General features: G+C 58.6%; 24 protein-coding genes and 1 tRNA gene. 12 read left to right on the top strand and 13 right to left on the bottom strand.

Going from position 1 to position 25,576, the window contains the following annotated elements:
- The first annotated feature begins 46 nt into the window (after positions 1–46).
- The 4 genes from ACR0DE_RS16975 to ACR0DE_RS16960 all read left to right on the top strand — a co-directional run bounded on the left by ACR0DE_RS16975 (position 47) and on the right by ACR0DE_RS16960 (position 4,585).
- On the top strand, positions 47–427 hold the full coding sequence (locus ACR0DE_RS16975; protein WP_170397172.1) for a response regulator transcription factor: 381 nt from the start codon (positions 47–49) through the stop codon (positions 425–427).
- Positions 424–744: a hypothetical protein gene (locus tag ACR0DE_RS16970; protein ID WP_170397170.1), complete on the top strand. Its 321-nt coding sequence runs from the start codon at positions 424–426 to the stop codon at positions 742–744. Before ACR0DE_RS16975 ends, ACR0DE_RS16970 begins: the two co-directional genes overlap by 4 nt.
- A complete protein-coding gene (locus ACR0DE_RS16965) occupies positions 732–3,413 on the top strand; it encodes an ATP-binding protein (protein WP_480754393.1) in 2,682 nt (893 codons plus the stop codon). Before ACR0DE_RS16970 ends, ACR0DE_RS16965 begins: the two co-directional genes overlap by 13 nt.
- A 77-nt stretch (positions 3,414–3,490) precedes the next feature.
- Positions 3,491–4,585 carry a FliM/FliN family flagellar motor C-terminal domain-containing protein gene (locus ACR0DE_RS16960; RefSeq protein ID WP_480754391.1) on the top strand — a complete coding sequence of 365 codons (1,095 nt, stop codon included), beginning with the start codon at positions 3,491–3,493 and terminating at the stop codon, positions 4,583–4,585.
- A gap of 5 nt (positions 4,586–4,590) precedes the next feature.
- Here the strand turns inward: ACR0DE_RS16960 and ACR0DE_RS16955 are convergent, their stop codons facing one another.
- The 4 genes from ACR0DE_RS16955 to ACR0DE_RS16940 are packed head-to-tail and all read right to left on the bottom strand — an operon-like array spanning position 4,591 to position 6,771.
- Positions 4,591–5,019, bottom strand: a complete 429-nt coding sequence (locus ACR0DE_RS16955; RefSeq protein ID WP_170397163.1) for a protein tyrosine phosphatase family protein — start codon at positions 5,017–5,019, stop codon at positions 4,591–4,593.
- A 9-nt stretch (positions 5,020–5,028) separates the two neighbouring features.
- Positions 5,029–5,460, bottom strand: coding sequence for a DUF6691 family protein (locus ACR0DE_RS16950; RefSeq protein WP_170404153.1), 432 nt, complete (start codon positions 5,458–5,460; stop codon positions 5,029–5,031).
- The gene (locus ACR0DE_RS16945) at positions 5,460–5,888 is read right to left on the bottom strand and encodes a YeeE/YedE family protein (RefSeq protein WP_480754390.1); all 429 of its coding nucleotides are present in this window, start codon (positions 5,886–5,888) and stop codon (positions 5,460–5,462) included. The genes ACR0DE_RS16950 and ACR0DE_RS16945 overlap by 1 nt, the downstream gene beginning before the upstream one ends.
- Positions 5,889–5,907: 19 nt before the next feature.
- Entirely contained in the window at positions 5,908–6,771 is an 864-nt protein-coding gene (locus ACR0DE_RS16940) for an MBL fold metallo-hydrolase (RefSeq protein ID WP_170397158.1), read from the bottom strand.
- Positions 6,772–7,013: 242 nt separating this feature from the next.
- Here ACR0DE_RS16940 and ACR0DE_RS16935 point away from each other — a divergent pair, with 242 nt between their 5' ends.
- Positions 7,014–7,229 carry a hypothetical protein gene (locus ACR0DE_RS16935; RefSeq protein ID WP_170397156.1) on the top strand — a complete coding sequence of 72 codons (216 nt, stop codon included), beginning with the start codon at positions 7,014–7,016 and terminating at the stop codon, positions 7,227–7,229.
- Positions 7,230–7,238: 9 nt separating this feature from the next.
- Here ACR0DE_RS16935 and ACR0DE_RS16930 read toward each other — a convergent pair whose 3' ends face one another.
- Complete coding sequence (locus ACR0DE_RS16930) at positions 7,239–7,457, bottom strand: hypothetical protein (RefSeq protein WP_170397154.1); 219 nt, start codon at positions 7,455–7,457, stop codon at positions 7,239–7,241.
- Positions 7,458–7,604: 147 nt separating this feature from the next.
- Here ACR0DE_RS16930 and ACR0DE_RS16925 point away from each other — a divergent pair, with 147 nt between their 5' ends.
- Positions 7,605–7,871: a DUF2312 domain-containing protein gene (locus ACR0DE_RS16925; protein ID WP_170397751.1), complete on the top strand. Its 267-nt coding sequence runs from the start codon at positions 7,605–7,607 to the stop codon at positions 7,869–7,871.
- A gap of 10 nt (positions 7,872–7,881) precedes the next feature.
- On the opposite strand, the gene ACR0DE_RS16920 is transcribed toward ACR0DE_RS16925, so the two are convergent.
- Positions 7,882–8,757, bottom strand: coding sequence for a hypothetical protein (locus tag ACR0DE_RS16920; RefSeq protein ID WP_170424180.1), 876 nt, complete (start codon positions 8,755–8,757; stop codon positions 7,882–7,884).
- 179 nt (positions 8,758–8,936) lie between these two features.
- On the opposite strand from ACR0DE_RS16920, the gene ACR0DE_RS16915 reads away from it, so the two are divergent.
- Together ACR0DE_RS16915 and ACR0DE_RS16910 are read left to right on the top strand one after the other, a co-directional pair.
- A tRNA-Thr gene (locus tag ACR0DE_RS16915) sits at positions 8,937–9,012 on the top strand.
- Between the two features lie 364 nt (positions 9,013–9,376).
- Positions 9,377–9,619, top strand: a complete 243-nt coding sequence (locus ACR0DE_RS16910; RefSeq protein ID WP_480754389.1) for a glycine zipper 2TM domain-containing protein — start codon at positions 9,377–9,379, stop codon at positions 9,617–9,619.
- Positions 9,620–9,891: 272 nt separating this feature from the next.
- Here the strand turns inward: ACR0DE_RS16910 and ACR0DE_RS16905 are convergent, their stop codons facing one another.
- The 6 genes from ACR0DE_RS16905 to pepN form a co-directional block, all read right to left on the bottom strand.
- A complete protein-coding gene (locus ACR0DE_RS16905) occupies positions 9,892–10,338 on the bottom strand; it encodes a DUF4177 domain-containing protein (RefSeq protein WP_480754388.1) in 447 nt (148 codons plus the stop codon).
- A gap of 98 nt (positions 10,339–10,436) precedes the next feature.
- Positions 10,437–11,675: a peptidase T gene (gene pepT / locus ACR0DE_RS16900; RefSeq protein ID WP_480754385.1), complete on the bottom strand. Its 1,239-nt coding sequence runs from the start codon at positions 11,673–11,675 to the stop codon at positions 10,437–10,439.
- A gap of 153 nt (positions 11,676–11,828) precedes the next feature.
- Entirely contained in the window at positions 11,829–13,340 is a 1,512-nt protein-coding gene (gene gatB / locus ACR0DE_RS16895) for an Asp-tRNA(Asn)/Glu-tRNA(Gln) amidotransferase subunit GatB (RefSeq protein ID WP_170424174.1), read from the bottom strand.
- 77 nt (positions 13,341–13,417) lie between these two features.
- Positions 13,418–14,677, bottom strand: a complete 1,260-nt coding sequence (locus ACR0DE_RS16890; protein ID WP_170733179.1) for a hypothetical protein — start codon at positions 14,675–14,677, stop codon at positions 13,418–13,420.
- 126 nt (positions 14,678–14,803) lie between these two features.
- On the bottom strand, positions 14,804–15,232 hold the full coding sequence (locus tag ACR0DE_RS16885) for a hypothetical protein (protein WP_170397141.1): 429 nt from the start codon (positions 15,230–15,232) through the stop codon (positions 14,804–14,806).
- Positions 15,229–17,781, bottom strand: coding sequence for an aminopeptidase N (gene pepN / locus ACR0DE_RS16880; RefSeq protein WP_480754383.1), 2,553 nt, complete (start codon positions 17,779–17,781; stop codon positions 15,229–15,231). Before pepN ends, ACR0DE_RS16885 begins: the two co-directional genes overlap by 4 nt.
- A gap of 204 nt (positions 17,782–17,985) precedes the next feature.
- Between pepN and ACR0DE_RS16875 the strand changes: the two genes are divergently transcribed.
- From ACR0DE_RS16875 to ACR0DE_RS16860, 4 genes are all read left to right on the top strand, one after another.
- Entirely contained in the window at positions 17,986–20,121 is a 2,136-nt protein-coding gene (locus ACR0DE_RS16875; protein ID WP_480754381.1) for a malate synthase G, read from the top strand.
- 81 nt (positions 20,122–20,202) lie between these two features.
- Positions 20,203–20,628 (top strand): GlcG/HbpS family heme-binding protein, encoded by a 426-nt coding sequence (locus ACR0DE_RS16870; RefSeq protein ID WP_170466015.1) that lies wholly within the window; start codon positions 20,203–20,205, stop codon positions 20,626–20,628.
- A gap of 134 nt (positions 20,629–20,762) precedes the next feature.
- Positions 20,763–21,542, top strand: a complete 780-nt coding sequence (locus ACR0DE_RS16865) for a gamma-glutamyl-gamma-aminobutyrate hydrolase family protein (RefSeq protein WP_170397133.1) — start codon at positions 20,763–20,765, stop codon at positions 21,540–21,542.
- 403 nt (positions 21,543–21,945) lie between these two features.
- Positions 21,946–23,283 carry an autotransporter outer membrane beta-barrel domain-containing protein gene (locus ACR0DE_RS16860; protein WP_480754380.1) on the top strand — a complete coding sequence of 446 codons (1,338 nt, stop codon included), beginning with the start codon at positions 21,946–21,948 and terminating at the stop codon, positions 23,281–23,283.
- Positions 23,284–23,334: 51 nt separating this feature from the next.
- On the opposite strand, the gene ACR0DE_RS16855 is transcribed toward ACR0DE_RS16860, so the two are convergent.
- Complete coding sequence (locus ACR0DE_RS16855; protein WP_480754378.1) at positions 23,335–25,575, bottom strand: xanthine dehydrogenase family protein molybdopterin-binding subunit; 2,241 nt, start codon at positions 25,573–25,575, stop codon at positions 23,335–23,337.
- Between the last annotated feature and the right edge of the window lies 1 nt (position 25,576).

Here is a 25,576-nt window from a genome sequence, read left to right as displayed (position 1 = left end):
GACGGGTGGCCGGACGTGCAATCCGTCATGGGGAGGATATGCAAATATGAGCCGCAAGGTTCTGTTGATCGAGGATGAGCCCAACATCACCGAGGCGATCCGGTTTCTGCTGACACGCGAGGGGTGGCAGGTTGAAACCCATGCCGAGGGAACGGATGCGGTGCAGGTGATTCTGTCCGCGCGGCCCAATCTGGTGATTCTGGATGTGATGTTGCCGGGAAAAAGCGGGATGGATGTGCTGCGTGATCTGCGCGAACATGATGATATGAAGGCGTTGCCGGTTTTGATGCTGACCGCGCGCGGGCAATCCCGGGATCGTGAAATGGCCGAACAGGCAGGGGTCAGCCGATTCATGACCAAGCCGTTTTCGAACACCGAAGTCCTGACAGCGGTACGTGACCTGCATGCGCAGGCGTCTCAGTTATGAGCTCCGCGGGCGACGGCAAAGATCGGCCCTCGCCAGTTCGTCCGTCCCTGTTTCTGGAACGGCAAAGCTATCGTCGGCGCAGGCTGGCGGATGCAGCGCGGCTGCTGCCTTTTCTGGGTGCCGCAATGCTCGCGCTGCCGCTTCTATGGCCGGATGACAGCGCAGGCGCCGAGGCTCTGTCGCTGTCGACGGCCATGTTCTACATCTTTGCGTGCTGGGGTGTTCTGATCCTGATCAGCGTGATCTTCGGCTTCGTCGCCAAACGCATGACCGCGCGCGAGACTGCCGAGCCCGAGGCCGAGACATGGCAACCCTGAATGTCCTGATTCTGGTCTGTCTGGGCTATGTGGTTCTTCTGTTCGGTGTCGCCTTCGCAGCGGACCGGCTGGCTGCGCGTGGCGGCGGGAAATGGTTGCGTTCCCCGCTGATCTACACCCTGTCACTGTCGATCTACTGCACTGCATGGACGTTTTATGGCGCGGTTGGCAACGCCGCGCGTTCTGGGCTTGAATTCGTAACCATCTATCTGGGTCCTACACTGGTGATGATCAGCTGGTGGTGGGGCCTGCGCAAACTCGTGCGCATCGGACGCAGCCAGCGCGTGACGTCGATCGCTGATCTGATCTCGTCACGATACGGCAAGTCCAACACACTGGCGGTGTGCGTGACCATTCTAGCCGTTCTGGGCGGCACACCTTATATCGCGCTGCAATTGCAGTCGATCACGCTGTCCTTTTCGATCTTTGCCGAGGCCGATCCCTCAGGTCTCTATCGCGAAGGCTCCAGTGTGTTCTGGGTCGCGGCGGGCTTGGCCGTCTTTGCGATCCTCTTCGGGACGCGCAATCTGGATGCCAATGAGCGCCACCACGGCGTTGTTACCGCTATTGCGTTGGAATCTGTGGTGAAACTCTTCGCCCTTCTGGCCGTTGGCATCTTTGTTGTCTGGGGCGTCGCTGGCGGCTTGGGGCCGATGATGGATCAGATCGATGCCTCGGAAATTGGCCAATGGCATGTGGATGCCGGGCGCTGGACCACTTTCATTTTCCTTTCGGCGGCGGCCTTTGTCTGCTTGCCGCGGATGTTTCAGGTCATGGTGGTCGAGAATGACGATGAGAGCCACCTGCGCACCGCCGCCTGGGCCTTTCCGCTCTACCTGCTGCTGATGAGCTTGTTTGTCGTGCCCATCGCCGTCGTTGGGTTGGACCTGATGCCCGAAGGCTCGAACCCCGACCTGTTTGTGCTGACCGTGCCGCTGTCGCAGGGCAATGACTGGTTGGCGATGCTGTCGTTCATCGGCGGGTTTTCCTCGGCCACATCAATGGTGATCGTTACCGCGATGGCGCTGTCAACCATGGTCTCGAACCATGTGGTCATGCCGATCTGGCTGAATACGCAGGAAAGCACCGCGTCGGTCTCTGGTGATGTGCGAACAGTCGTGCTGATGGCGCGGCGCGTCTCGATCGCGGCGATCATGGCGTTGGGCTATTTCTACTTCCAGCTTTCGGGGGGCGGGGCTGCCCTGACCTCGATCGGGCTGGTGGCCTTTGCCGGGATTTCCCAGATTCTGCCCGCACTGGTGGGTGGCCTGTTCTGGCGCGGCGCGACCCGAACTGGGGCGTTGGTCGGGCTCAGCGTCGGGTTCTTTCTCTGGATTTACACACTGCTGCTGCCTGGCATGGGTGGCGGCATTGTCCCGGCATCAGTGATTGAAAACGGACCCTTCGGCTGGGGCTGGCTGCGCCCGCAGGCGTTGTTCGGGATCGAAGGGATCGACCCGATGGTGCATACGGTCATGTGGTCGCTGTCGCTGAATACAATCGCCTTCTGCGTCGCCTCGATGCTCAGCTTCCCCAGCCCGCTGGAACGCCTTCAGGGTGCGCAATTCGTAAATGTATTTGACCATTCGGTTTCAGCCCGTGGCTGGACCGGTTCGGTGGCGCAAAGCGAAGACCTGATGATCATGACCCAGCGGATTCTGGGCACTATTCCCGCGCAAGAGTTCTTTCAAGCCGAAGCCGAGCGCCAGAATGGTCGCCCCGGACGACTGCCCGAGCCCACGCCGCAGTTTCTGGAACGGCTGGAACGCGAACTCAGCGGCTCGGTCGGGGCCGCAACCGCGCATGCGATGATCGGTCAGATCGTTGGCGGGGCGTCTGTGTCTGTCGAAGACCTGTTGGCCGTTGCCGACGAGTCCGCGCAGATGTTGGAATATTCCAGCCAGCTTGAGGCGAAATCGACTGAGCTCAGCCGCACAGCGCGGCAATTGCGCGAGGCGAATGCCAAGCTTACGCAAGTCTCGAAACAGAAAGACGCGTTTCTTAGCCAGGTCAGCCACGAATTGCGCACGCCCATGACCTCGATTCGGGCGTTTTCTGAAATTATGCGCGACACCGATGGCCTCAGCGCCGAGGAACAAATCCGTTATGCTGCGATCATACATGATGAATCGCTGCGTCTGACCCGGCTACTGGATGATCTGCTCGACCTTAGCGTGCTGGAAAGCGGCCAGGTTAGCCTGAACATGGGCGAAGCCACCCTAAGCGAAGTTCTGGACCGCGCCGTTTCAAGCGCGCTGGCGGGCAGTGATCGAAAGATTGGCGTACGGCGGGTGCGCGCAAGTGAACGTATCCCGCTGCACACGGATCTCGACCGGCTGGGGCAGGTGTTCATCAACCTGATTTCCAACGCCCAGAAATATTGCGACGCCATTGAACCGGTGCTGACCATCTCGGCCCATGATGTCGGCGGGCAAGTGGTAATCGATTTCATCGACAACGGTGGTGGTATCCCGGCCGAGGCGCAATCGATGGTATTCGAGAAATTTGCCCGCGTCGGCTCGGACAAGGCAGGCGGGGCAGGGTTGGGGCTGGCGATCTGCCGAGAGATTATGCAGCGCTTGGGCGGCGAAGTTGCCTATCTGCCGGGGCAGGGAGGGGCGGCCTTCCGCGTCAGCCTTCCGCTGGCTTTTCGTCAGGCCGCGCAATGAGGGCGTCATAAAGACATTCGTAACCTCCGCCGGGTTAGACAAATTGTCATCGCATCGACAAACGGCGGAACGGGGCCATGACCACATCAGCACTGGCACGAAAGCTTTCAGCGGGGCAATGCGGTGCCGACACGCCCCGCTCGGTCCTGCGCGCCTTGCGGCTGGGGTTGGCACGCGCCTCCGGCGAAAGCATGGGGCTGGCGCTGTCGGTCATCGGGGCAAAGCAGGCCGTACGTGCGCAGGAAGATGTCGCCGACCGGCTGAATGAGGGGTGGTTGATGCTGCTGTTTACCTCGGATCAGGGCGGCCTGGCTGCGGCCTGTCTGGACCCGGGTTGCGTCTCTGCTATCGTCCAGCAGCAAACGATTGCCATGGTCACCTCTGACCCGCCACCCGAGCGTGCGTTTACCGACACCGACGCTGCCATGGTCGCCCCTCTGATCGAGGATATGCTGAGCCGGGCGCTGAAACTGGTTGAGTCCCCGGCAGACATGGCCAGCCTGTCCGGGTATGAGTTCAGCTCACGCGCCGAAGGTCGGCGCGCACTGAACCTGGCGCTGGTGGATGAGGTCTATCGCATGTTTGATCTGACGGTCGAACTTGCCGGTGGTCCGCGTCAGGGCGAGGTCTGTATCCTGCTGCCCGAGCGCCCGCTCTCGAATCAGGAACAGGTTGCGGATATCACCCAATCGGGGGTGAATCTGGATCAGGCATCCGGGGTAATTCGGGCTGAGCTGAACACCGTGATCTGCCGCCTGTCTTTGCCGTTGACAGCGCTTTCGGGATTATCCGTCGGGGATGTCCTGCCGCTGCAGGGCGCGCGGGTGGATCGGGTTGAAGTTCTGTCAATCGATCGTGCCCGAACCGCCATCGGACGTCTGGGTCAGTGCGGCGGAATGCGTGCGGTACGGATCAACGAACAAGGCCCTCCTTCTGCGTTGCCCGCCAAAGACTGCGCCGGATTTCTGGCCAGCAAATCAAGCTTGACGCCCTCGGCCCCGGATGACGAGATGTCGTCCCCGCTTGATGACGATATTGTAGCGCATGATCTGACGACCGAGGATTCCCTCCTGGAACCCGACGACTTGTTGCCTGCCAGTTCCGAACAGCGTGTCACGGAAATCTCGCACCTCGCCGGTCTGCCAGCGCCCGAAGGCAATGGCCGCGATTAAGAGGCTTATCCGCGCCCTCGCAGCTGTTCCAATGCCGGGCGCAACCCGTCGAGCGCATAGCCCGCTTTTCCGGTCGCATCGAGGATTTCATCCGTGCTTAGCCGATCGCACTGTCCCAGCGCCCAGACCACCGAACATCGTGTGCCAGAGGCGCAATAGGCCAGAACCGGCCCGCTGCAGCTTTCGGCCAGATCGCGTTGCAGCGCCACGTTTTCCGGTGTCATCGTCTGGTGTGTCAACTCCAGAACCTCATATTCCATCCCGGCCTCGCGAACGGCTTGACCGATGGCGTCTGACTGCTGATCCGGCGGAACTTCGGTATTGGGACGGTTGCAGATCACCTTGACGAATCCGGCCTCGGCAATGGCTGGCACGTCCTCCACCGAGATCTGAGGTGAGACGGCGTAGCGGGGGGTTATCGGTCGAATCTCCATGGCAATTGCTTAGGCTGCGTCGGCGATCCTGTCCAGTTGCGCACCCAGCTTTGGTGCGGCAAACATGCCTGCGATCATCGCAATCAGGAACACAATCCCGCCAACGCCCCCATATCCAAGCGAGGCCATCGCCGGGCCCGGGCACAAACCCGCCAATCCCCAACCGACGCCGAACAGGACCGACCCGACGATCAGACGGCGATCCAGTTCAACACGGGGCGGGGTGGGGAATTGTCCGCCCACAACAGGGACCCTGTTCCGTGTCAATCGCCACGCCACCAGCATCGGCAGGATCGCCCCGCCCATGACAAAGGCGAGCGTCGGGTCCCAATTGCCGAACACATCCAGCCACCCCTGCACCTTGGTGGTGTCGGTCATGCCTGAGATCAAAAGCCCGATGCCGAACAGCGATCCGGCGAGAAAAGCAAACACTGCGCGCATTAGATCACCCCCAAAGCATGGCGAAACAGCGCAACCGTCAGGCCACCTGCAAGGATGTAGAACACCGTTGCGACGATCCCGCGCAACGAGAAGCGAGAAATCCCACAAACGCCGTGACCCGACGTGCAGCCATTGGCGATCCGTGTTCCAGCCCCCACCAGCAGCCCAGCAAGGATCACGATCGCCAGATCCGGGGTCAAATGGGTCTCGGCCTGCGGCGCAATCAATGGGCGCAGCAAAAAGGGCATCCCGATCAAGCCAGCGACGAAAGCCAGGCGTTCCGTTAATACGCTCCGGTCGCTGCGTTCCAGCAGCCCGCCCAATATGCCGCTCGCCCCCATGATCCGCCCATTACACAGCAGATAAACGCTGGCACCCAGCCCGATCAGCAGACCACCAGCCAGACCCGAAATCCATTCGATATTCATTGTCTCGTCTGCCCTCGTATCAAAGCTTATTGACTGGGATTTTCATGAAAACATCGCCCTGCTCATCCGCTGGTGGCATCTGACCGGCCCGCATATTGACCTGCAGCGAGGGCAAAATCAGGCGCGGCATCGCAAGGGTTGCATCCCGCGCATCGCGCATCTCGACAAATTCTTCGACGCTGCGGCCCTGACCGATATGAACGTTCAGCGCCTTCTGTTCGCCAACCGTGGTCTCCCACGCGTATTCATCGCGACCAGGCGCTTTGTAATCATGGCCTACAAAAATCCGCGTCTCGTCAGGCAGAGACAGGATTTTCTGGATCGAGGCATACAGGTCCGCCGATGACCCGCCGGGAAAATCGCATCGGGCAGTTCCGAAATCTGGCATGAACAGCGTATCGCCCACAAAGGCCGCATCGCCGATCACATAGGTCATGCAGGCTGGCGTATGGCCTGGCGTGTGCAAAACGTCCCCGCGCATCTGGCCGATGTGAAAGCTGGACCCTTCGGCAAACAGTGCATCGAACTGGCTGCCATCACGCTGAAACTCGGTGCCTTCGTTGAAGACCTTGCCGAACGTGTCCTGAACGACCACGATATTCTCGCCAATCCCGATCTGACCACCCAGCTTTTCCTGTAGGTAAGGGGCTGCTGACAGGTGGTCGGCATGGACATGGCTTTCCAGAATCCATTCCACCTTCAGTCCCTGTGCCGTCACATAGTCGACAATCTGGTCGGCCGAGCTGGTGTCGGTCCGCCCCGAGGCGTGATCGAAATCCAATACACTGTCGATGATGGCGCAGGCCTGCCCCTGAGGTTCCTGCACAACGTAAGAGACGGTGAAGGTCTGCGGGTCGAAAAAAGCTTTCACACTTGGCGTCATGGGTTCCTCCGTTCAGCTTGCATACATATAACAATAGTGGAATATGTTTAAAGCCCCTAATCACGAGTTGATGTCTGTCAAAGCAATCTCCGCAATTTGAGCGTATGCTTTAGGCGACCATGGGCATATTGACGGTTTTTTGCCTGACTAGGCAAGAATTCGCGATGTTTTGTTCCGGTCTCGTGCTCGTCTTAAACTCGTTACCTATATCAGGCACATTGGCACCATATGGGAGGAAGGAAATGACTGCTCAGGATCTTTTTACCGAAGCGGAACGGCTTGAACAAAAGCTGAATGGTGCGTGTCTTGAGACCCGGCTAGAGCTTCAGCCACATGTCAGCATGGTTCTGGATAAAATGCGCGCGCAGGGGGTTCATATCCCATCGCGCTTGCGTCGGCTGGATGCTGCGCTATGCGAAGACGTGCTTGAAGCGCGGTTCGACAATATGCCGATCTGATCGATCTGGTTATCCCAGCGAAATGCCCAGGATAACCATCATCAGCCCAAGTACCGACAGGAAAAGCGACGCCAGATTCCAAGGCAGAACACCCTGAACTGCAGCGCGCAACTCGTCATCCGTCAGGTTGGCTTTGCGCGCTTTCATCACTTGCAGGATGCACCAGACCAGACCGACCAGCCCGGCCACAGACAGGGCGGCCCCGCCCCAGACGATAATGTCGAACATGGTTGTTTACGCTCACCCTTTGAATCCGTGACCGCGCTTATCGGATCGGCGCAGGTCAGACAAGCCCGCCGTGCAGAATGCACGCTTGCGGTCGGGTCGGTGCCGATGTATCCGGCACCTTATTTTCAGCCCTTGGGAGAGACGCAGATGGAAGACATCACCGAAGATCAGGCCGCAGCCAACTACCGAGTGACCGCAGGCGAGCTGCGCCAGTTCGTCGAACGGTTCGAGCGTCTTGAGGCCGAAAAGAAAGATATCGCCGACCAGCAGAAAGAGGTCATGGCCGAGGCCAAGGCCCGCGGCTACGACACCAAGGTCATGCGCAAGGTCGTCGCCCTGCGCAAGCGCGACAAGGACGACATCGCCGAGGAAGAGGCGGTGCTGGAAATGTACAAGGAAGCGCTGGGCATGTAGCGCCAGCCGGTTACGGGTTCAGAAAACGTATATCTGGCATGGTCTGCAGCCGTGCCAGATCCTGCTCATAAAGCTCGGTAAAGGCGGTAACGATATCTTCGTTCCAGCCAGGCAGCTCCACCTCTTCTTCGATTTCATCCGTCAGCGCATGCTGCTGAAACACCTGCGCCAGCCTGCCCCTGAGCACGGGATCATTGGGGGCCGCTTGATGCTCTAACAAGCTCTGAATCTCCTGTTTGCCCATGTCTGAGACAAGTGAGGACAGCAGCGCGTATTCCTGTTCCAGCGGCGTGTCCTCGGGTAGCCCCACTAGCGCGCGCGCGATGTCGCCGCAGATCAGCGGCGAATCCTCGTTGCTCCACAAAGTGATTTTGACATCTGGCGCTAGGTCGCGAATGTCTTCGATCATGGCGAGCCAACTCAGGCAACTCAGATCGGTGGTGGCAATGATATGCTCGCGCTCAGGCGCCGACAGCAGCATCAGCACCTTGGGAATAAAGCTGCCGGGATTACGTAGCCCCACGAATAGCTCAACCGTCGAATCGCTGAACAGATTATCCAGATAGGCCAACCTTTGACCGGCATTCGCGTAAAATTGCCCATCCATGATGATGGAAGGCCGTTCCCCCAGGTAAAGCGCGCTCGACAAGATCGCCCGGTCAACCTGCTGCCCATTGGGGAACAGTTTATGAAATCGCGCCAGTGTATCCTGATGTGATGGCCGGTCGGCAGAGGGTTTCAGCGCAGGTCGAAAGATCTTTCTGAACGGACGAAGCCCCCAAAAGGCAGTATGATTTCCCGCAACCAGATCCGCATTCGCCTGCAGCAGATTGAGCAGGTGATCATGGTCGGTAAAGTGCGCTCCGGCTTGGATGACCATCTGCATATCGGAATTGTCCTTACCTCGGTCGGGATCGCCGCTTGGGTTACAACCTGTCCCCGGTGCAGTCAAATTCGGATGAGGCCTGTTATTACTGTTATCCTAAGGCAAACCAGCACAAAGTTAAGATGACCCGAAATTTCGGGCTTGCAGTCGCTGTTCCGAGATATTAATCGACACCCAGTGCCCCTATAGCTCAGCTGGTAGAGCAACTGATTTGTAATCAGTAGGTCCGCGGTTCGAGTCCGTGTGGGGGCACCATCTCTTCAGATATCTATGTATATTTGCTCGATCTGGCTCGCGACCTATGTGGTCTTGGGGGCAAATATAGGGGAACAGAAGATTCAGTAGTCGTGCTTTATTGCGCCTCAAATCTTACTGTGATGCTCCGCGCTCATCGCCCGTTTTCTACAATTAGTACGCGGCCGTCCAATGTCGGGGTTTACCAGGAACCCGGCACCCGCAACCATCGGAAACCAGCAAATATCGTATTAAGCGCTCGACCCTTAGTCTTCTTTATTAAGTTTTGATTAATCTCGAATCAAACAGACGCTGATATCTTGTACGCTAGACGCGCCAGAGCCACTTACTCAGATAACTATTTGGTATTTGAGAGGCAATCGAGATGAACAAAGCACTGACAACCTGTGCGCTTGCGACCTCACTGCTCTTGGCTGCTTGCGGGGCTCCGACGACGCCAACTCAGGCGCAGGTACAGCAAGACGCTCGCTGCGCTGCGGGAATCCTTGGTGGCGCTGCCCTTGGGGGAGCGGTTGGAAATCGGTTCGGAGGCGGTACAGGCAAGACACTCGCGACTGCAGCAGGTGCAGGCGCTGGGATGTATGCAGGGCAATCAGCTTGCAATTGACAACCTTGCAATAAACCCTCTTACCCCACGCTCGTTTTTGGCTCCGCAAACATTGGTTTCGCAGGTCATGCAGTTGCCCTGTCTGGCGGTTGCGCGCCTAGCTTTCTGGATGTGCCAAATTCAAGGTCAACTGGCTCAGCAGCAATCCCATTACTGCGTCGTTTCTCGCCGATGGGGTTCGCGGGTCGGAACTGACAAAGCATAACCGTTATGGGGCAGGGTATAAGGGCCTTGCCCCTTCACGCGGTATCCTTCGATTGATTGTTATCCAATCACGGCTCGGCTGGGCGTGCTTGCTCGGGGCGCACTTCGTCATCTGCCACTTCGTCCGAAGGTTTCAAAGACAAGGGCGGTTCTTCGGGCTCTTCCGAGATTGGGGCAGGGGCGGCAGGAGTTTTGGCCAAAACCTCTTCGGGTCCCGGGACTGCGCGCGCGGTTGGGGCGGTGTCCTCTTCGACGGGTTCGGTCTGCTCAGGTTTTTCCAACGCCAGAGCCCGGCGGAAAACCAACACGTTGCGCCAGTTGGTGGTTGACCCGGTCAGACCCGAACGTTCTTCGCTGGGCAGCAACTCGGCGCGCTGATACTCCCAGCCATCCTGTCCCATCTGGTTCAGCAGTTGCTCGATCGAGGTGGCAAACCGGCCCTCGGGCGTTTTCACGCCCTTCGCCTTGGTGCCCTTTTGCGGAGCGGGGACAACTTTGTATTCGTAGCGCTGCATCAACTGGTCCTGATTGCCGTGTCGGGGCAAATTAACATTTTGACGGGCGGGCGAAAGCCAAGATCGCGCATTGGCGAATTTCGGCCCGCACTGTGGCCTTAGCTCCGCGCTGCTTTGCCTACGAGTGACAAGCAGGTTTCTGTAGCGACTGCCATGTCCTGCACCGAAATCCACTCTAGCGGTCCGTGAATACACTGCATACCCGTGAAGATATTAGGTGTCGGTGTGCCAAATTCGGTCAGGCGCGAGCCGTCGGTGCCACCTCGGATCGGCACCGAGACCGGCTCGATCCCTTGTTCACGGCAGGCCTCGCGGGCCAGATCAACCGGCGTCATGTCATTTTCCAGCCAATAGCGCATGTTGCGATACTGATGGGAGATGTCGCAGGTGATGGTCGCACGCGGCTCGGTGGCCTGTACGGCGGTGCAGACTTGTCGGACGATCTCGCGCTGGGCTTCCAGCGCATCCATCTCGAAATCGCGCAGGATCAGTTTTATCTCCATCTCGGACGAGCCGCCGTTCATATCGGTGACATGGATGAACCCCTGGCGCCCATCCGTCACCTCGGGCGTCATCGTTGCCTGAGGTAGGGTCTGCACGATCTTTGCAGCCAGATGTGCCGCGTTTACCATTTTGTCTTTGGCTAGCCCGGGGTGGATCGACACGCCGGTAATCTTGATTACCGCGCGGTCGGCCGAGAAGCTTTCGTATTCGATTTCACCCAGTTCCTGCCCGTCCAGCGTATAGGCGAAATCCGCGCCCAGATCTTTGGGCAGCTGTTCGGTAACACCGCGCCCGATCTCTTCATCCGGGGTAAAGGCGATGCGAATCGGACCGTGCGGCACGTCCTTGTTCTCAAGCAGGTGTCGCGCCATCGTCATCAGGATCGAAACGCCCGCTTTGTCATCGGCCCCCAGCAGAGTTGTTCCCGACGCAGTGATCAAATCCTGCCCGATCTTTTCGGCCAGATAAGGGTGCTCTTCAGGCGACAGCACTAGCTCGGGATCATCAGGGAAAGTAATCTCGCCGCCATTATACCCTTTGATCACCCGAGGCTTCACGCCGGTTGCATTGAACTGAGGCGCGGTGTCGACATGCGCCAGAAACCCGATGGTCGGTCCTTCGGCCGTACCGGGGATGGTTGCCACCACGACGCTGTCACCAGTCATCTCAACATCCTGCGCACCGATTTCGGTAAGCTCTTGCTTCAGCAGGTTCAGCATGTCGAACTGGATTTCGGTGCTGGGGGTCGATGGCGAGGTCTCATCGCTCTGGCTGTCGATGGCTGCATAGCGCACCAGCCGGGTTTCCAGTTCCTGATCGAAACGATTTTTCATTGATGCTCACCTCTCTGACTTGGCGAGATGAGAATGCGCATTCGGGCAGGGAGTCAAGCCGATGGCTTGCCCGATTTGAGCGCTCTGAAATTAAGTTTTCGTTATGTACAAATCGAACAAACCCCTGTCCGGGGTTTGTACAACTCGGAAGGTTTACGAACCCAGCTTTTTGCTGACCAGTTCGTTAACGGCCTTCGGGTTGGCCTTGCCGCCGGTGGCCTTCATCACCTGACCGACGAACCATCCGGCCAGTTTCGGGTTCACCTTGGCCTTCTCAACCTGCGCCGGATTGGCCGAGATGATCTCGTCCAAAGCGGCCTCGATCGCGCCGGTATCTGTCACCTGTTTCATGCCGCGGTCTTCAACGATCTGCGCCGGGTCACCGCCTTCGGTATAGACGATTTCGAACAGATCCTTGGCGATCTTGCCCGAGATGGCATCCGACGAAATCAGATCAATGATACCCGCCAACTGAGCCGGAGACACCGGAGACTCGGTGATGTCGTGGTCTTCTTTTTTTAGGCGACCAAACAGTTCGTTGATGACCCAGTTCGCGGCCAGCTTGCCGCTGCGCCCCTTGGCGACCTCTTCGAAATAAGCCGCTGATTCCACCTCGGCGGTCAGCACCGATGCGTCATAGTCGGTCAGTCCGAACGCACTGATAAAACGAGCTTTTTTATCGTCTGGCAGCTCGGGCAGATTGGCGGCGATGTCATCCACCCATGCCTGTTCGATCTCCAACGGCAGCAGATCGGGGTCAGGGAAGTAGCGATAGTCATGCGCCTCTTCTTTAGACCTCATCGAGCGTGTCTCACCCTTGTCCGGGTCATACAGACGGGTTTCCTGATCAATCTCGCCACCCGCTTCGACGATTGCAATCTGACGGCGGGCTTCGACCTCAATCGCCTGCTGGATGAACCGCATCGAGTTCATGTTCTTGATCTCGCAGCGCGTGCCCAGATGCGAAAAGTCCTGTGTTTCTTGATACTTCTCGTAAGCACCCGGCAAACAGATCGAGACGTTTACGTCTGCCCGCAGGTTGCCGTTCTGCATGTTGCCGTCGCAGGTGCCTAAGTAACGCATGATCTGACGCAGCTTGGCTATATATGCCGCGGCCTCTTCTGGTCCACGAATATCGGGGCGCGAAACGATCTCCATCAGGCAGACGCCGGTCCGGTTCAGGTCGACAAAGGACATATGCGGATCCATGTCGTGGATCGATTTGCCTGCGTCCTGCTCCATGTGGATGCGTTCGATGCGGACCATGCGCGCGGTACCGTCGCCCATCTCGACCAGAACTTCTCCTTCACCTACAATAGGCTGATAAAGCTGGGAAATCTGGTATCCTTGCGGCAGGTCGGGATAGAAGTAGTTCTTGCGGTCAAAGGCCGATTTCAGGTTGATATCCGCTTTCAGACCCAGCCCGGTGCGCACGGCCTGTTCAACGCAATACTCGTTGATCACTGGCAGCATGCCGGGCATCGCAGCGTCCACGAAGGCCACGTTCGAATTCGGCTCGGCCCCGAATTGGGTTGATGCACCCGAGAACAGCTTGGCATTGGATGAGACCTGAGCGTGCACCTCCATCCCGATCACCAGTTCCCAATCGTGCTTGGCCCCGGCAATGGTTTTGGGTTTGGGCATTTCGTATGTCAGGTCGAGCATGGCGCGCCTCATTTCCGCAGAAGTCTAAGCCTGCGTATTAGGCCCGGCGCGCCAAAGGGGCAAGGGGCAATGGCGCTTTAGTTCCCCGAGAACTGCAGCCCCGACGGTGTAAAGGTCACACTCTGCCCACTGCGCAACTCATCCCGCAACAGATTGGCGATCGCCTTCAGCGCATCGCGGCGACCACGGGCGGCAAAACGCTCGGCCGAGTTGACGCGAAGGCTGTTATTGAACCCGTTAGCCGCATGGGCCCAGATCAGCGGATGCAGTTCGGTCATGTGATCGCGGATCAGCCAGTTTGCGGCCTCGCAAATCTGTTTGCGGGCGATATCGGCGCGCGGGTTCTGGCCCATTCTGTTCTGCAATGTGACCGAGCAATAGGCCGCCAGCAGGTTGATTGTCTGCTGATCCGGACGACGTGCAACGATATCGCGCAAACCTTCAATGAAGTATTCGACATCCACCCGCGCGCAGGCCTCGTCATCCAGCGCGATGGCGTCGAATTGCACCCAGGTATATCCACCCGCGCCCCAATTTTTCTGGGTCCGTGCGGCGTTGCGCAAGGCTTGCACTTCAAGTTGTTCATAGCTGCCGAACCAGCGTGGCAGAAGGTGGCTGCCCATCGCGCGCATGTGGCGATGGTTCTGGGGATCCAGCGTGATCAGGGCCTCGTATTTATCAGCAACGCGGGTGCGCGGATCAATGTGTCCTGCCAGCAAGGCGCAATCCGCTGCAGCAATCGCCGGACTGTCGGGCAGCGCAGCGCGGCATTTCGGAAGCAGCGCAGCAGCCCGGTCGAAATGCGCGGCACAACGGGATTGGTGCAGCGCCGGCAGCGTGTCCGGGTGCGCCGTCCCGCGCCAGGCCCACGCCAAATCGATATGGGCCAAGGCAACCACAAGCGTGATCATCGGATCATCGGGATGATTCTGAATCTCGCCTTCCAATTCCGAGATCCCGCCCAGCAGATCATAGTCTGACAGTGCTTTGCCGTCCGACAGCGCGTGCTCGGCCGCCAAAACCACATCGGACCGGGCCCCAAAGGCCAACAGCTCGGAGATCGGCTGCCCGCAAGGGGTAGCCTTGCGCCCCTCATCTGCAGCGCGCATCTCCAGCGACAGTTCTGCCCACATATCCTGCCGCGCCAGATGGCGGCCACGTTCGATCACCTGATGCCCGATCGCATCATTTTCATCTGATTCTGCGATTGGGATGTTCAACTGCCCCGAGGCGACAAGCCATGCAGTAGCATCGGCGACGGACGCAGGCAGAGGTGTAGGGGTGGGATCAGAAGAACCGACAATACGGGCGGCAAAAGCCTTCAAAGACCAAAACATGGCAAAACTCGAACTGGAACAAACTTGTAACCCGTCCAGTTTGCCAAAAAATCTGCTCAAATCAAGACTGCGTCGCGGAGAACCCGCGATTCAGGTGCCAATGTGGCCCAGACTCCATGAATCGTTTCAGAAAACTCTAAAATGATGTCGTTCGACCGCGAATCCCGCCTGATTCAGGACCATTTCGAATTGCTTGTGTGGCGGCAGTGATTCATCGGGTAAACGCACGCGTTTGTCGGATTTCAGAACCGCTGAGACGCGCACCGAGAAATCCCACCGCGTGTCAAACCGGAATCGATCCACCTCGGACAGCTTGAGTTGTCCCTGACGTTGGCCGGTGTGCCAACGCAGGGTTTCATCGGTCAGCTCCATACCTGCGCTGGTGTCCTTGATGACATCCCACAGCGCGGGCAGGGTAGTCAGGGCCAGAAGCGCCATCAGCCACCAGACCGCGTTCAGCAGGATCATCAAAGCGATCAACATCGCGTAAACGCCGATCAGGATCAGAACCGTTCGCTGATTTCGGTTCTGTCGAGTGAACGTAAACGCGGTCATGCGCCCAAGATGCGCGTGACCATTTCGGTCGTGTCCCGGGACAGGTTCGGCGTGCCGGCAATGCGATTCAGTTGTGCAAGTATTAAGGCCTGACGGTCGGCGTCATAGCGTTTCCAAGTTTGGAACACGCTGCACATCCTGGCGGTGGTCTGCGGGTTTACTGGATCAAGTCGGATCAACCAGTCTGCCAGCAGCGCGTAACCTGCTCCGTTCGCTTGGTGGAAGCCTGCGTGGTTGCCTGCCAGGGATCCCATCAAGGCGCGGAAGCGATTTGGGTTCTTCCAATTGAAATCAGCATGCTCGGTCAACCTGCGCGCGGTCTCAACCGATTTTTCCGGTCCGGTCATCAAGACCTGCATGGCGAACCACTTGTCCATGACCAGCCGGTCATGCTGCCATTGATCATAGAAGGCGGCCAGCTCACGTTCGCCTTTGCCCGCGCGTAGCAGACAAGACAACGCGGCCAACTGTAGGGTCATGTTGTCAGCACGTGCATATTGCTCTGCGGCCTTGGCACCTCCATCCAGTCTCGAGGTCAGCGCAAGCGCCGCGCTGCCCAAGGCGCGTTTGCCTGATTGTTCAGCGTCCGGCTGATAAGGCGCGTCCACCAGCGTTTCACTGTTCAGACGGGGGAGCAGGTCTTGAACGTGTTGCGCCGTGGCTTGACGCAAAGTCTCCACCGCTCGCCAGATCGCCATCGGGTCGGGGGTGATGCCCTTGTCAAATAGTGTTGCGGCCAGTTCCGATTGCGTCGGCAGACCCAGCATCAGTGCCCGGTAGGCCGGGTCCAGCGCCTCATTCCGTAGCACTGCCAGCAAGCCGTCAAGGTAGTCGGTATCAGGCGTTGCCTCATCGGTGATCATGCGCAGCAGGGTGTCCTCGGCTAGCGACCGCCCTGCCTGCCAGCGGTTGAACGGGTCGGTGTCATGAGCCAGAAGGAAGGCGCGTTCGGCATTGCTGATCTCATGTTCAAGGATCACAGGGGCCGAGAAATCACGCAGGATCGAGGGCACAGGTTTGGCCGCGAGACCGGTAAAGGTAAAACTCTGCTCGGCTTCGGTCAGTTCCAGCACTTCGGTCGTACGTATCTCGTCCCCGTTCGGGCCAAGCAGACCCACAGCGATAGGGATGACCTGAGGTTGCTTGTCTTCTTGCCCCGGCGTCGGCTCGGTCCGTTGGCGCAGCGTCAGGGTATAGGTGCCATCGATCCAATCGTCGGCAACTGAGACACGGGGGGTACCGGATTGGCTGTACCAACGTTTGAACTGGGTCAGGTCGCGGCCCGTAGTGTCTTCGAATACTTTCAGCCAATCTTCGATCGTGCAGGCCTGCCCGTCGTGGCGATCGAAGTACAGGTCCAGTGCTTTGCTGTAGGCCTCATCCCCGACCAGCCGTTTCAGCATCCCGATCACCTCGGCGCCTTTTTCATAGACGGTTGAGGTGTAGAAGTTGTTGATTTCCTGAAAACTCTCGGGCCGGACCGGGTGTGAAAGTGGCCCGTTATCTTCGGGGAATTGCCGCGCGCGCAGGTCGATGGCATCATGGATACGTTTCACAGGAGCCGAGCGCATATCCGAAGTGAACTGCGCGTCGCGGAACACAGTCAGGCCCTCTTTCAGGCACAGCTGGAACCAGTCACGGCAAGTGATGCGGTTGCCGGTCCAGTTGTGGAAGTACTCATGTGCGATGATCGCCTCGATCCGTTCGAAATTCATGTCGGTCGAGGTTTCAGGGCTGGCAAGAACGGCGGAGGAGTTGAAGATGTTCAGCCCCTTGTTCTCCATTGCGCCCATGTTGAAATCGTCCACGGCCACGATGTTGAACACGTCCAGATCGTATTCGCGGCCATAGACATCCTCATCCCATTTCATTGACTTCTTAAGGGCTTCCATGCCAAAGGCGCATTTGCCTTCATCGCCGGGGCGGACCCAGAGATTTAGTTCGACGTCGCGACCGGATTTGGTGGTGAACTGGCCGGGATGGGCGATCAGCTCTCCGGCGACCAGCGCGAACAGATAGGCGGGTTTTGGCCATGGATCGACCCATTCAGCCCAGCCCTCGCCTTTGCCCGAAGGGTTGCCGTTCGATAGCAGCACGGGAAGGTCGCCATTGATGCGCACCGTAAAGGTAGACATCACATCCGGGCGGTCGGGGTAATAGGTGATCTTGCGAAACCCTTCGGCCTCGCATTGGGTGCAATACATGCCGTTCGACATATACAGCCCCTCAAGCGCGGTGTTATTGCCGGGATCGATCTCGACCACGGCCTCCCACACGAAAGGCGCGTCTGGAACCGGTGCGGTGAGGCCTTCGGTGGTCACCTCAGGCGTGATCACGTCGCCATCAATTGCAGCACGGATCAGCTTTAGCTCTTCGCCATGCAGAAAAAACGTGCGGTCGGTCGCTTCGGGGTTCGGGCGGAAGGCGATGCGGGAAGTGACGCGAGTGGCGTGTGCGGCCAGATCGAAGGTCAGATGCACACTGTCCACTAGAAACCCGAACGGAGTGTAGTCTTTCAGATAAATCGTTGTGGGGGCGGCGTCGCGCATCGGGGGCCTCATCGACTGGGAATCTGGCGCGACGTTATGGGCTTCGCGCGGACGCTGCAACCGATGTGCCATTGCCGCTGTTCATTTGAGACGGTTCGCGCTGGGTCAAATGCCCCTCATGTCGGGACAGAAGTTGCCTATCGGAAACGAACGCCCTAATTGGGGAGCGCATACAATGGCACACAATCGTAGGGGATTCGGAATATGAGCAGCAGAGAGACCCGCAACGGGCTGCAGATTGACCCGGTTCTGGTGGATTTCATCGAACAGAAGGCGCTGCCGGGCACGGAAGTTTCGGCAATTGATTTCTGGGCGGGTCTGGCGCGCTTGGCCAATGAGCTTGGGCCGAAAAACCGGGCGCTGCTGGACAAGCGGGCTGACATTCAGGGCCGGATCGATGGCTGGCACGCGGCGCGGCGGGGGTTGCCCATTGACGCGGCTGAATATCAGTCTTTTCTGCGTGAGATTGGGTATCTGGTAGAGGAAGGCGACGATTTCGAGATCGAGACAGCCAATGTCGACCCTGAAATCGCGCTAATCCCCGGACCGCAATTGGTAGTGCCGATCACCAACGCGCGCTTTGCGTTGAATGCCGCAAATGCGCGCTGGGGCAGTTTATATGATGCGCTTTATGGAACAGATGCGTTAGGCGATCTGCCGACAGGCAAGGCTTATGACGCCGGGCGCGGTGCGCGGGTCATCGCCTGGGCCAAGGCGTTCTTAGATAAAGCTGTGCCGCTGTCCGACGGGTCCTGGGCGGAGGTCTCCGGGTTAAGCGTTAAGGACGGTGCGCTGATGCCGAAGCTCGCCGACCCGTCTCAGTTCGCAGGCTACGCTGGCGCAGCTGAAGCACCGGAGTTTGTACTGCTGCGCAACAACGGGTTGCACATTCAAGTCAAGATTGATGCGCATAGCACAATTGGCGCCACCGATCCTGCAGGTATTTCTGATGTCCGTTTGGAATCCGCGCTTTCGACCATCATGGATTGCGAGGATTCTGTTGCTTGTGTCGACGCGACCGACAAGGTGTTGGCCTATGGAAACTGGCTTGGCTTGATGGCCGGCAACCTGACCGAAGAGGTTACGAAAGGCGGCACAACCTTCACGCGCAAGCTTGCTGGGGATTTGGCCTACATGGCTCCGAATGGCACGCCAGCCACTCTGAAAGGTCGGTCGCTGATGCTGGTGCGAAATGTGGGCCATCTAATGACGAACCCCGCAGTGCTGGATGCCGAAGGGCGCGAGATTGGTGAAGGTTTGATGGACGCGCTCTGCACAACGCTGATCGCCATGCATGACCTGAAGCGCGAGGGCGGGAACTCGGTCAAGGGGTCGGTCTATGTGGTCAAACCCAAGATGCACGGGCCCGAGGAGGTGGCGTTTTCGGTCGAGATTTTCGACATGGTCGAGGACATCCTGGGCCTGCCGCGCAATACGGTGAAGCTGGGCATTATGGATGAAGAGCGGCGCACATCGGCCAACCTCAAGGAATGCATCCGGGCCGCAAAATCGCGCGTGGCCTTTATCAATACCGGATTCCTGGATCGGACGGGGGATGAGATTCATACTTCTATGGAAGCAGGCCCGATGCTGCCGAAGGGCGATATCAAGGATACGCCATGGATTGCGTCTTACGAGGATCGCAATGTGGATATCGGACTGGTCTGCGGCCTGAAAGGCAGAGCGCAAATTGGCAAGGGTATGTGGGCCATGCCCGATCGGATGGCGGACATGCTGGCGACCAAGATCGGCCACCCGCAATCCGGTGCAACCTGCGCCTGGGTGCCGTCACCTACTGCGGCAACGCTTCATGCAACCCACTATCACAAGATCGATGTGTTGGCGCGCCAGGATGAATTGGCTGCTGATGGGGCTCGTGGTACGTTGAATGATCTGCTGACCATACCTCTGCTGGGCGGTCGTAATCTCAGCGCTGGTGAGATCACCCGTGAGATCGAAAACAACGCACAAGGAATCTTGGGTTATGTTGTGCGCTGGATTGATCAGGGTGTTGGCTGCTCGAAAGTTCCGGATATCAACGACATAGGACTGATGGAGGACCGCGCGACCTGTCGGATTTCTTCGCAGGCGCTGGCCAACTGGTTGCATCACGATGTGGTCAGTCAGGAACAGGTGATGGCGGCGATGCAGAAAATGGCCGCGGTAGTGGACCGTCAGAACGAAGGAGACTCGGCCTACAGGCCCATGGCACCGGGTTTTGACGGGGTGGCGTTTCAGGCGGCTTGTGATCTGGTGTTCCGGGGGCGGGTGCAGCCCTCGGGTTATACCGAGCCTGTGCTGCACGCCCGTCGCCTGGAACTGAAGGCAAGTTTGAGCTAGGGGCAACGGCAGGTACGAGGGGGCTGTCTGCCCCCTCGTGCTCCCCCGAAGGTATTTTTGGCCAGATGAAAAGGATCGGGCATGAACATTTCATTGCGCAAAGCGCGGACCATCATTCGGAAAGCTCTGGAAAAAGGGCGCGAGATGGAGCTGAAACCGCTCTCGGTTGTTGTCCTGGACGCCGGAGGCCACGTGATCTCGTTCGAACGCGAAGATGGCGCCGCGCCGGGGCGTTTTGCAATCGCACATGGCAAGGCTTACGGATCGGTAATGCTAGGTATGGCGGGCACCGCGCAGATGCAGCGGGCCGAAGGGCAGGCCTATTTCATGGCGGCCGTGAACGGGGTTTATGGCGGTCAGGTTGTTCCGGTTCCTGGCGGTGTGCTGCTGCGTGACCGCAAGGGTGCGGTGGTTGGTGCCGTTGGTGTAACCGGCGACACTTCTGATAATGACGCAGCGGCCGCGTTGGCAGGTATCGAAGCCGCTGGGTTGACGGGCGAGATCTGACCCCTTTATCGAACTTCATCAGGGATGTGCGTCGCTGAACACGCGCTTGCGCTACCATGCAGGGTCTGTGCCGTTGCGCGCGGCCAAACCTGCCGATAGGTTTTGCAGGAAATGAGCGATACAAGGGACTTGGAATGGCGCGCCCCGTCGTTGGAATAATCGGCAACTCTTATCTGATGAATGATCAGTATCCGACCCATGCGGGCGGAACGATGAATTCCGAGGCGGTCTCGAACGTGTCTGACTGTCTGCCGCTACTGATCCCCGCCGACCCGCGTTATGTAGCGGTTGATGAGTTGCTCGAGGTTTGCGACGGCTTCCTGCTGACCGGCGGCCGTCCGAACGTTCACCCCGAAGAATATGGCGAGCCCGCAACCGAGGCGCATGGTGAGTTTGACCGCGCGCGGGATGCAATCACGCTGCCTCTGATCCGGGCTTGTGCTGAGCGGGGTCAGCCGTTCTTTGGGATTTGTCGCGGGTTTCAAGAAGTAAACGTCGCCTTGGGTGGTACGCTCTACCCTGAGATTCGTGACCTCCCGGGGCGTCAGAACCACCGGATGCCACCCGACGGCACTTTGGAGGAGAAGTTTGCTCTGCGCCATGTCGTGTCGCTAACCGAAGGTGGAGTGTTCCACCGCCTGCTGGGCGCGGCCGAAGTGATGACCAATACGTTACACGGACAAGGGATCAAGACGCTGGGCGAGAATGTGGTGATCGATGGCCACGCGCCTGATGGCACGCCCGAGGCGATCTATGTCGAGGATGCCCCCGGCTTTACCCTTTCGGTCCAATGGCACCCTGAATGGGACGCGGCGAATGACCCGGTTTCGCGGCCATTGTTCAAGGAATTTGGTCGCGCCGTATACGATTGGAAAAACGCGAAAACGGTCGGGGCGATCCGGCAGTCTGCTTAGTCACGCTAATCTGTCGATAGATCGTTCTAAGGTTTACCGGCAACATTCGAATAAAAAGATAATTGGATATCTTCCCTGAACCGCGAATTTGCGCCGAGATACCCTTGGCCATATTCAAATCTGACTGGGTTCGGAGCAGTTCATGCACAGCTTTTCAGGAAAGTACCCTCGCGGTTTAAGAGAATTCGTTCCTGCGGCACTTTTTTTGGCGGTCCTGGGAACTGCTGGGCATGCGCAACAATGCAGCTCGGCCGGAGACCTGCTTTACATCGGGCGAACACCTGACTCTTCATCCTCATTGTGGTTATCGCAGACGGAAAGCGGCGCTTTTCGTCTGGAAGCTGCACAGGGCAACACGACCGTTGATACCTGGAGCCGATCTCGGCCCGGAGTTCATCTAAGCTTGTCTCCCTTCGTATCTAATGGATCAGGGGGCGTTCATCGTCTGTTCAAACGCGGAGGGGCACCAAATGGGCGCGACTGTCTGATCGATACGCAAAACCAAAAAAGAGATTGGACGCTGCCGGGTTGGGGTGGTGGCAATGGTGGCGGCGGGGGAGGAAACGGAGGCGGCTCGGGTGGATCCGGCGGTGGCTCTGGCGGTGGCTCTGGGGGCGGCGGCTCGGGTGGATCAGGTGGCGGATTCGGAGGCGGGGGCGGCTTTGGAGGCGGCGGTTCCGGGGGTGGCTTCGGCGGCGGCGGCGGCTCGGGCGGATCCGGTGGTGGCTCTGGTGGCGGATCCGGTGGTGGCTCTGGTGGCGGTTCCGGAGGGTCGGGCGGTGGAATTGGCAACATAGGCGAGACAGGTCGACCCGTTAATCCGCTCTACGTAAGGGGGCGACCTTCGGGCGATGACAAAGCCTGCGTGGCGGATGCGACGGGTAAGCTTGACCCTGCCTTGTGCGATCCGGTTGTCGGCCCTCCGCTGACGGAGGGGCGCGAGTTTGGGCCAGAATCTGTTTGGAATGTATGGACCAATTTCACCTACACAGACATTGAAGACACCCGTGGAAACAGCGAACTGGATGTGAACGACAGCTTTTTCGAAATTGGGATCGACCGTCTTGTCCAAGAAAACCTCGTGCTTGGTTTGCAGCTTGAATACGAAAACACTCAGCTGGACGGCTTTCAGGGGCAGTTTTCTCAGGATACTTCGGGATTCGCGATCGGACCCTATTTCGCCTGGCGGATGTCTGAGAGGTGGGTTCTAAACGGTCTCGCCACGATCGGTCGCTTCTCCACGGATGTGGATGTGCTGGAGCTGAGCGGTGATTTTGATCGCACCCGTTGGCGCGCGAATCTCGAGGCAATCGGACAATATGAGGCTGGAGCTTACTTAATTCGTCCGTCGATCTCGTTTGATTACTATAATTACAGTGCCGAGGATTACGATCTCACCGGGACGTATCTGGGAAATCCAGCCGAGTTTATTGGTGAAATCCAAGAAGCAAAATACAGTGCCCTAACGCCCGAGGTCGAAGTAAGTCGTCCGTTCTTCAATGGCAGCTCTGTCATTTCACCTTATGCATCGCTCAGCGCGACCTATTGGTTTGAACGCGAGAACTTAGGGGGTGGAACAGTTGCAAACACTGACAATGATGTTGTTTGGTCAACCCGTTTGGGTGTGAGAGGACGCACAAGCAAGACGGTGTTTCTGGAGGCTTCAATCGGATATCTCGACATGTTCGAAAGTGATTTTGAAGCGACGGAAGCTGCAATCTTTCTCTCTGTCAACTTCTAAGGCCATCAGAAAGAGCGAGCGCCGACCCAGAGCCGGGTCGGCGCAAATTGATCATACGAGCAAGTCGAACTTCTTGTTCAGCGGCAAGCTGCGCGCGCGTTGGCCGGTCAGGTCGAACAGCGCGTTGCCCAAAGCGGGCATCGACGGCGGTGTCCCCGGTTCACCGACACCGCCCAGATGTTTGTTGGTCTCGAGTATCCGGACTTCCGTGATCGGTGTGCTTTGCATCCTTAACGCATCATAATCCGGGAAATTATACTGTTCGACCTCACCATCGGCAAAGGTGATCTCTTCTTGAACGGCGGCAGACAATCCGTAGATCATGCCGCCGATCATCTGCGCCTCGACCGTCGCCGGATCCAAAGCCAAGCCGACATCGCAGGCGATCCAGGCCTTGTTGATGCGGATGGTGCCGTCATCGTCAACCACTTCGATCACCTGTGCGACCGGGGTGCCAAAGCTGTAGGCCATTGCCACGCCACGTCCGACACCATCGGGGGTTTTGCCGGTCCAGCCTGACATCTCTTTCACGGCCTCCAGGCACCCCGCAGCCGGGGCGAACTCGGACCTTGCCAGCTCCAGCCGGAACTCCAGCGGGTCGCGCCCGGCGGCATGGGCCATTTCATCAAGGAAGGTTTCGTGGAAGAAGGCATTATGGCTGTTGCCGACCGAGCGCCAGAAGCCCACCGGCACGGCCAGATCGGCGACATGACCGCTCATGCGGTAGTTGGGCACCGCGTAGGGCTGGTTAAAAAATCCCTCAACCAGAACCTTGTCGGGGCCACCGCCTGAGAAACCCGTAACACGTTCAACCGCCTGATGGGTCGGCGATTGCGAGGCGACCTTGCCGTCGATCAGAACGGCCTTGCCATCCTTCACTGCCCCTCGCATGCGCGCCATCGCGCCGGGGCGGTAGAAATCGTGACGCATATCCTCTTCGCGGCTCCACGTCGTTTGCACAGGGGTGCCTGGAATGGCCATGGCGACCTTTGTGGCGATCTCGCCGAAATCCAACTCGCCCCGGCGGCCGAAACCGCCGCCCAGATAGGTGGTGTGAATCTCAACCGCTTCGGTATCTAGACCGGCGGTGTTGGCTGCGCGGATCTGGATCAGGGTCGGGGCCTGATTGCCGCACCACAGGTCCAGCTTGTTACTGGTATAGAGCGCCGTGGCGTTCATCGGTTCCATTGTGGCGTGGGCCAGATAGGGCACGGTATATTCTGCCGTAATCTCGGTGGCACCTTCAGGAAGCGTTTCGACATCGCCTTCATCGCGCATGGTCGAGTTCGGGGCGTCATCAAACGCCTTGGCAATTTGCGCGAATACCGCATCAGTATCGGGCGGATAGGGGGCATCGCCCCAATCCACGTCAATCGCCTCGACCGCCTGCATGGCAAGCCAAGTGTTGTTGGCAATCACCGCGACGCCCGTGCCCAGATCGACGATCTTTTCAACGCCGGGCATGGTTTCTGCAGCACTGGCGTCAAAGTCGTTCATTGCCCCGCCCAGCTTGGGGTTCATGCGGACCGAGGCGAATTTCAGGCCCTCGGGGCGCACGTCGATGCCAAAGGTGGCGGTGCCGGTGGATTTGCCCGGAATGTCGACGCGGGGCAGGGATTTGCCGATCAAACGCCATTCGGACGGATCACGCGGGGAAACCTCGGGCGGTTCGATCTGGCCTGCGGCCTCGGCCAGTTCGCTATAGGGAATGCGCGTGCCATCCGGGGCAACCACAGCACCATTTTCGGTCATGAGTTGATCGCGATCGACCCCCAGTTGGTCCGCGGCAGCCTGCTTCAAGGTTTCTCGCGCAGTAGCGCCGGCCATCCGCATCCGTTCGAACCCGTCTTTCATCGAGGTTGAGCCGCCGGTAACCTGCAGGCTTAACGTTTTGCCCAGAACACCCAGTGCCTCACCCAGATTGTGCTGGAAATCCGAGATGTCATAGCCCTTGCCTGGCAGGCTTTCCCCCATAAGAGCATGGTTGTAATAGGCGGCAGCAGCAGGTCCGTGCAGCACACGGATTTCGTCCAGCTCAACATCCAGCTCCTCGGCGATCAGTGCTGCCCAGGTGGTCATAACGCCCTGACCCATTTCAGCGCGGGGGGCGAACAGGGTCACGCCCTGCTGGTCGATCAGAACAAAGGGGCTAAGCGCGGTTTCCCCGTCACGCGGTTTCAGCGGGTTCGCAGCTGGACGCGTGACGTAGTAGGCACCGAAGGCCACTCCACCTACGATGGCGGCAGATCCGATCAGGAATGTGCGGCGAACGATTTTACCGATACGTCCCATG

It is taken from the genome of Ruegeria sp. C10, assembly GCF_056537805.1.
This window is presented reverse-complemented; position numbering and strand designations above follow the sequence as displayed.

Coding starts and splice junctions, on each gene's coding strand:
- ACR0DE_RS16975 (WP_170397172.1), top strand. CDS start 47: ATGAGCCGCAAGGTTCTGTTGATCGAGGATGAGCCCAACATCACCGAG.
- ACR0DE_RS16970 (WP_170397170.1), top strand. CDS start 424: ATGAGCTCCGCGGGCGACGGCAAAGATCGGCCCTCGCCAGTTCGTCCG.
- ACR0DE_RS16965 (WP_480754393.1), top strand. CDS start 732: ATGGCAACCCTGAATGTCCTGATTCTGGTCTGTCTGGGCTATGTGGTT.
- ACR0DE_RS16960 (WP_480754391.1), top strand. CDS start 3,491: ATGACCACATCAGCACTGGCACGAAAGCTTTCAGCGGGGCAATGCGGT.
- ACR0DE_RS16955 (WP_170397163.1), bottom strand. CDS start 5,019: ATGGAGATTCGACCGATAACCCCCCGCTACGCCGTCTCACCTCAGATC.
- ACR0DE_RS16950 (WP_170404153.1), bottom strand. CDS start 5,460: ATGCGCGCAGTGTTTGCTTTTCTCGCCGGATCGCTGTTCGGCATCGGG.
- ACR0DE_RS16945 (WP_480754390.1), bottom strand. CDS start 5,888: ATGAATATCGAATGGATTTCGGGTCTGGCTGGTGGTCTGCTGATCGGG.
- ACR0DE_RS16940 (WP_170397158.1), bottom strand. CDS start 6,771: ATGACGCCAAGTGTGAAAGCTTTTTTCGACCCGCAGACCTTCACCGTC.
- ACR0DE_RS16935 (WP_170397156.1), top strand. CDS start 7,014: ATGACTGCTCAGGATCTTTTTACCGAAGCGGAACGGCTTGAACAAAAG.
- ACR0DE_RS16930 (WP_170397154.1), bottom strand. CDS start 7,457: ATGTTCGACATTATCGTCTGGGGCGGGGCCGCCCTGTCTGTGGCCGGG.
- ACR0DE_RS16925 (WP_170397751.1), top strand. CDS start 7,605: ATGGAAGACATCACCGAAGATCAGGCCGCAGCCAACTACCGAGTGACC.
- ACR0DE_RS16920 (WP_170424180.1), bottom strand. CDS start 8,757: ATGCAGATGGTCATCCAAGCCGGAGCGCACTTTACCGACCATGATCAC.
- ACR0DE_RS16910 (WP_480754389.1), top strand. CDS start 9,377: ATGAACAAAGCACTGACAACCTGTGCGCTTGCGACCTCACTGCTCTTG.
- ACR0DE_RS16905 (WP_480754388.1), bottom strand. CDS start 10,338: ATGCAGCGCTACGAATACAAAGTTGTCCCCGCTCCGCAAAAGGGCACC.
- pepT (WP_480754385.1), bottom strand. CDS start 11,675: ATGAAAAATCGTTTCGATCAGGAACTGGAAACCCGGCTGGTGCGCTAT.
- gatB (WP_170424174.1), bottom strand. CDS start 13,340: ATGCTCGACCTGACATACGAAATGCCCAAACCCAAAACCATTGCCGGG.
- ACR0DE_RS16890 (WP_170733179.1), bottom strand. CDS start 14,677: ATGTTTTGGTCTTTGAAGGCTTTTGCCGCCCGTATTGTCGGTTCTTCT.
- ACR0DE_RS16885 (WP_170397141.1), bottom strand. CDS start 15,232: ATGACCGCGTTTACGTTCACTCGACAGAACCGAAATCAGCGAACGGTT.
- pepN (WP_480754383.1), bottom strand. CDS start 17,781: ATGCGCGACGCCGCCCCCACAACGATTTATCTGAAAGACTACACTCCG.
- ACR0DE_RS16875 (WP_480754381.1), top strand. CDS start 17,986: ATGAGCAGCAGAGAGACCCGCAACGGGCTGCAGATTGACCCGGTTCTG.
- ACR0DE_RS16870 (WP_170466015.1), top strand. CDS start 20,203: ATGAACATTTCATTGCGCAAAGCGCGGACCATCATTCGGAAAGCTCTG.
- ACR0DE_RS16865 (WP_170397133.1), top strand. CDS start 20,763: ATGGCGCGCCCCGTCGTTGGAATAATCGGCAACTCTTATCTGATGAAT.
- ACR0DE_RS16855 (WP_480754378.1), bottom strand. CDS start 25,575: ATGGGACGTATCGGTAAAATCGTTCGCCGCACATTCCTGATCGGATCT.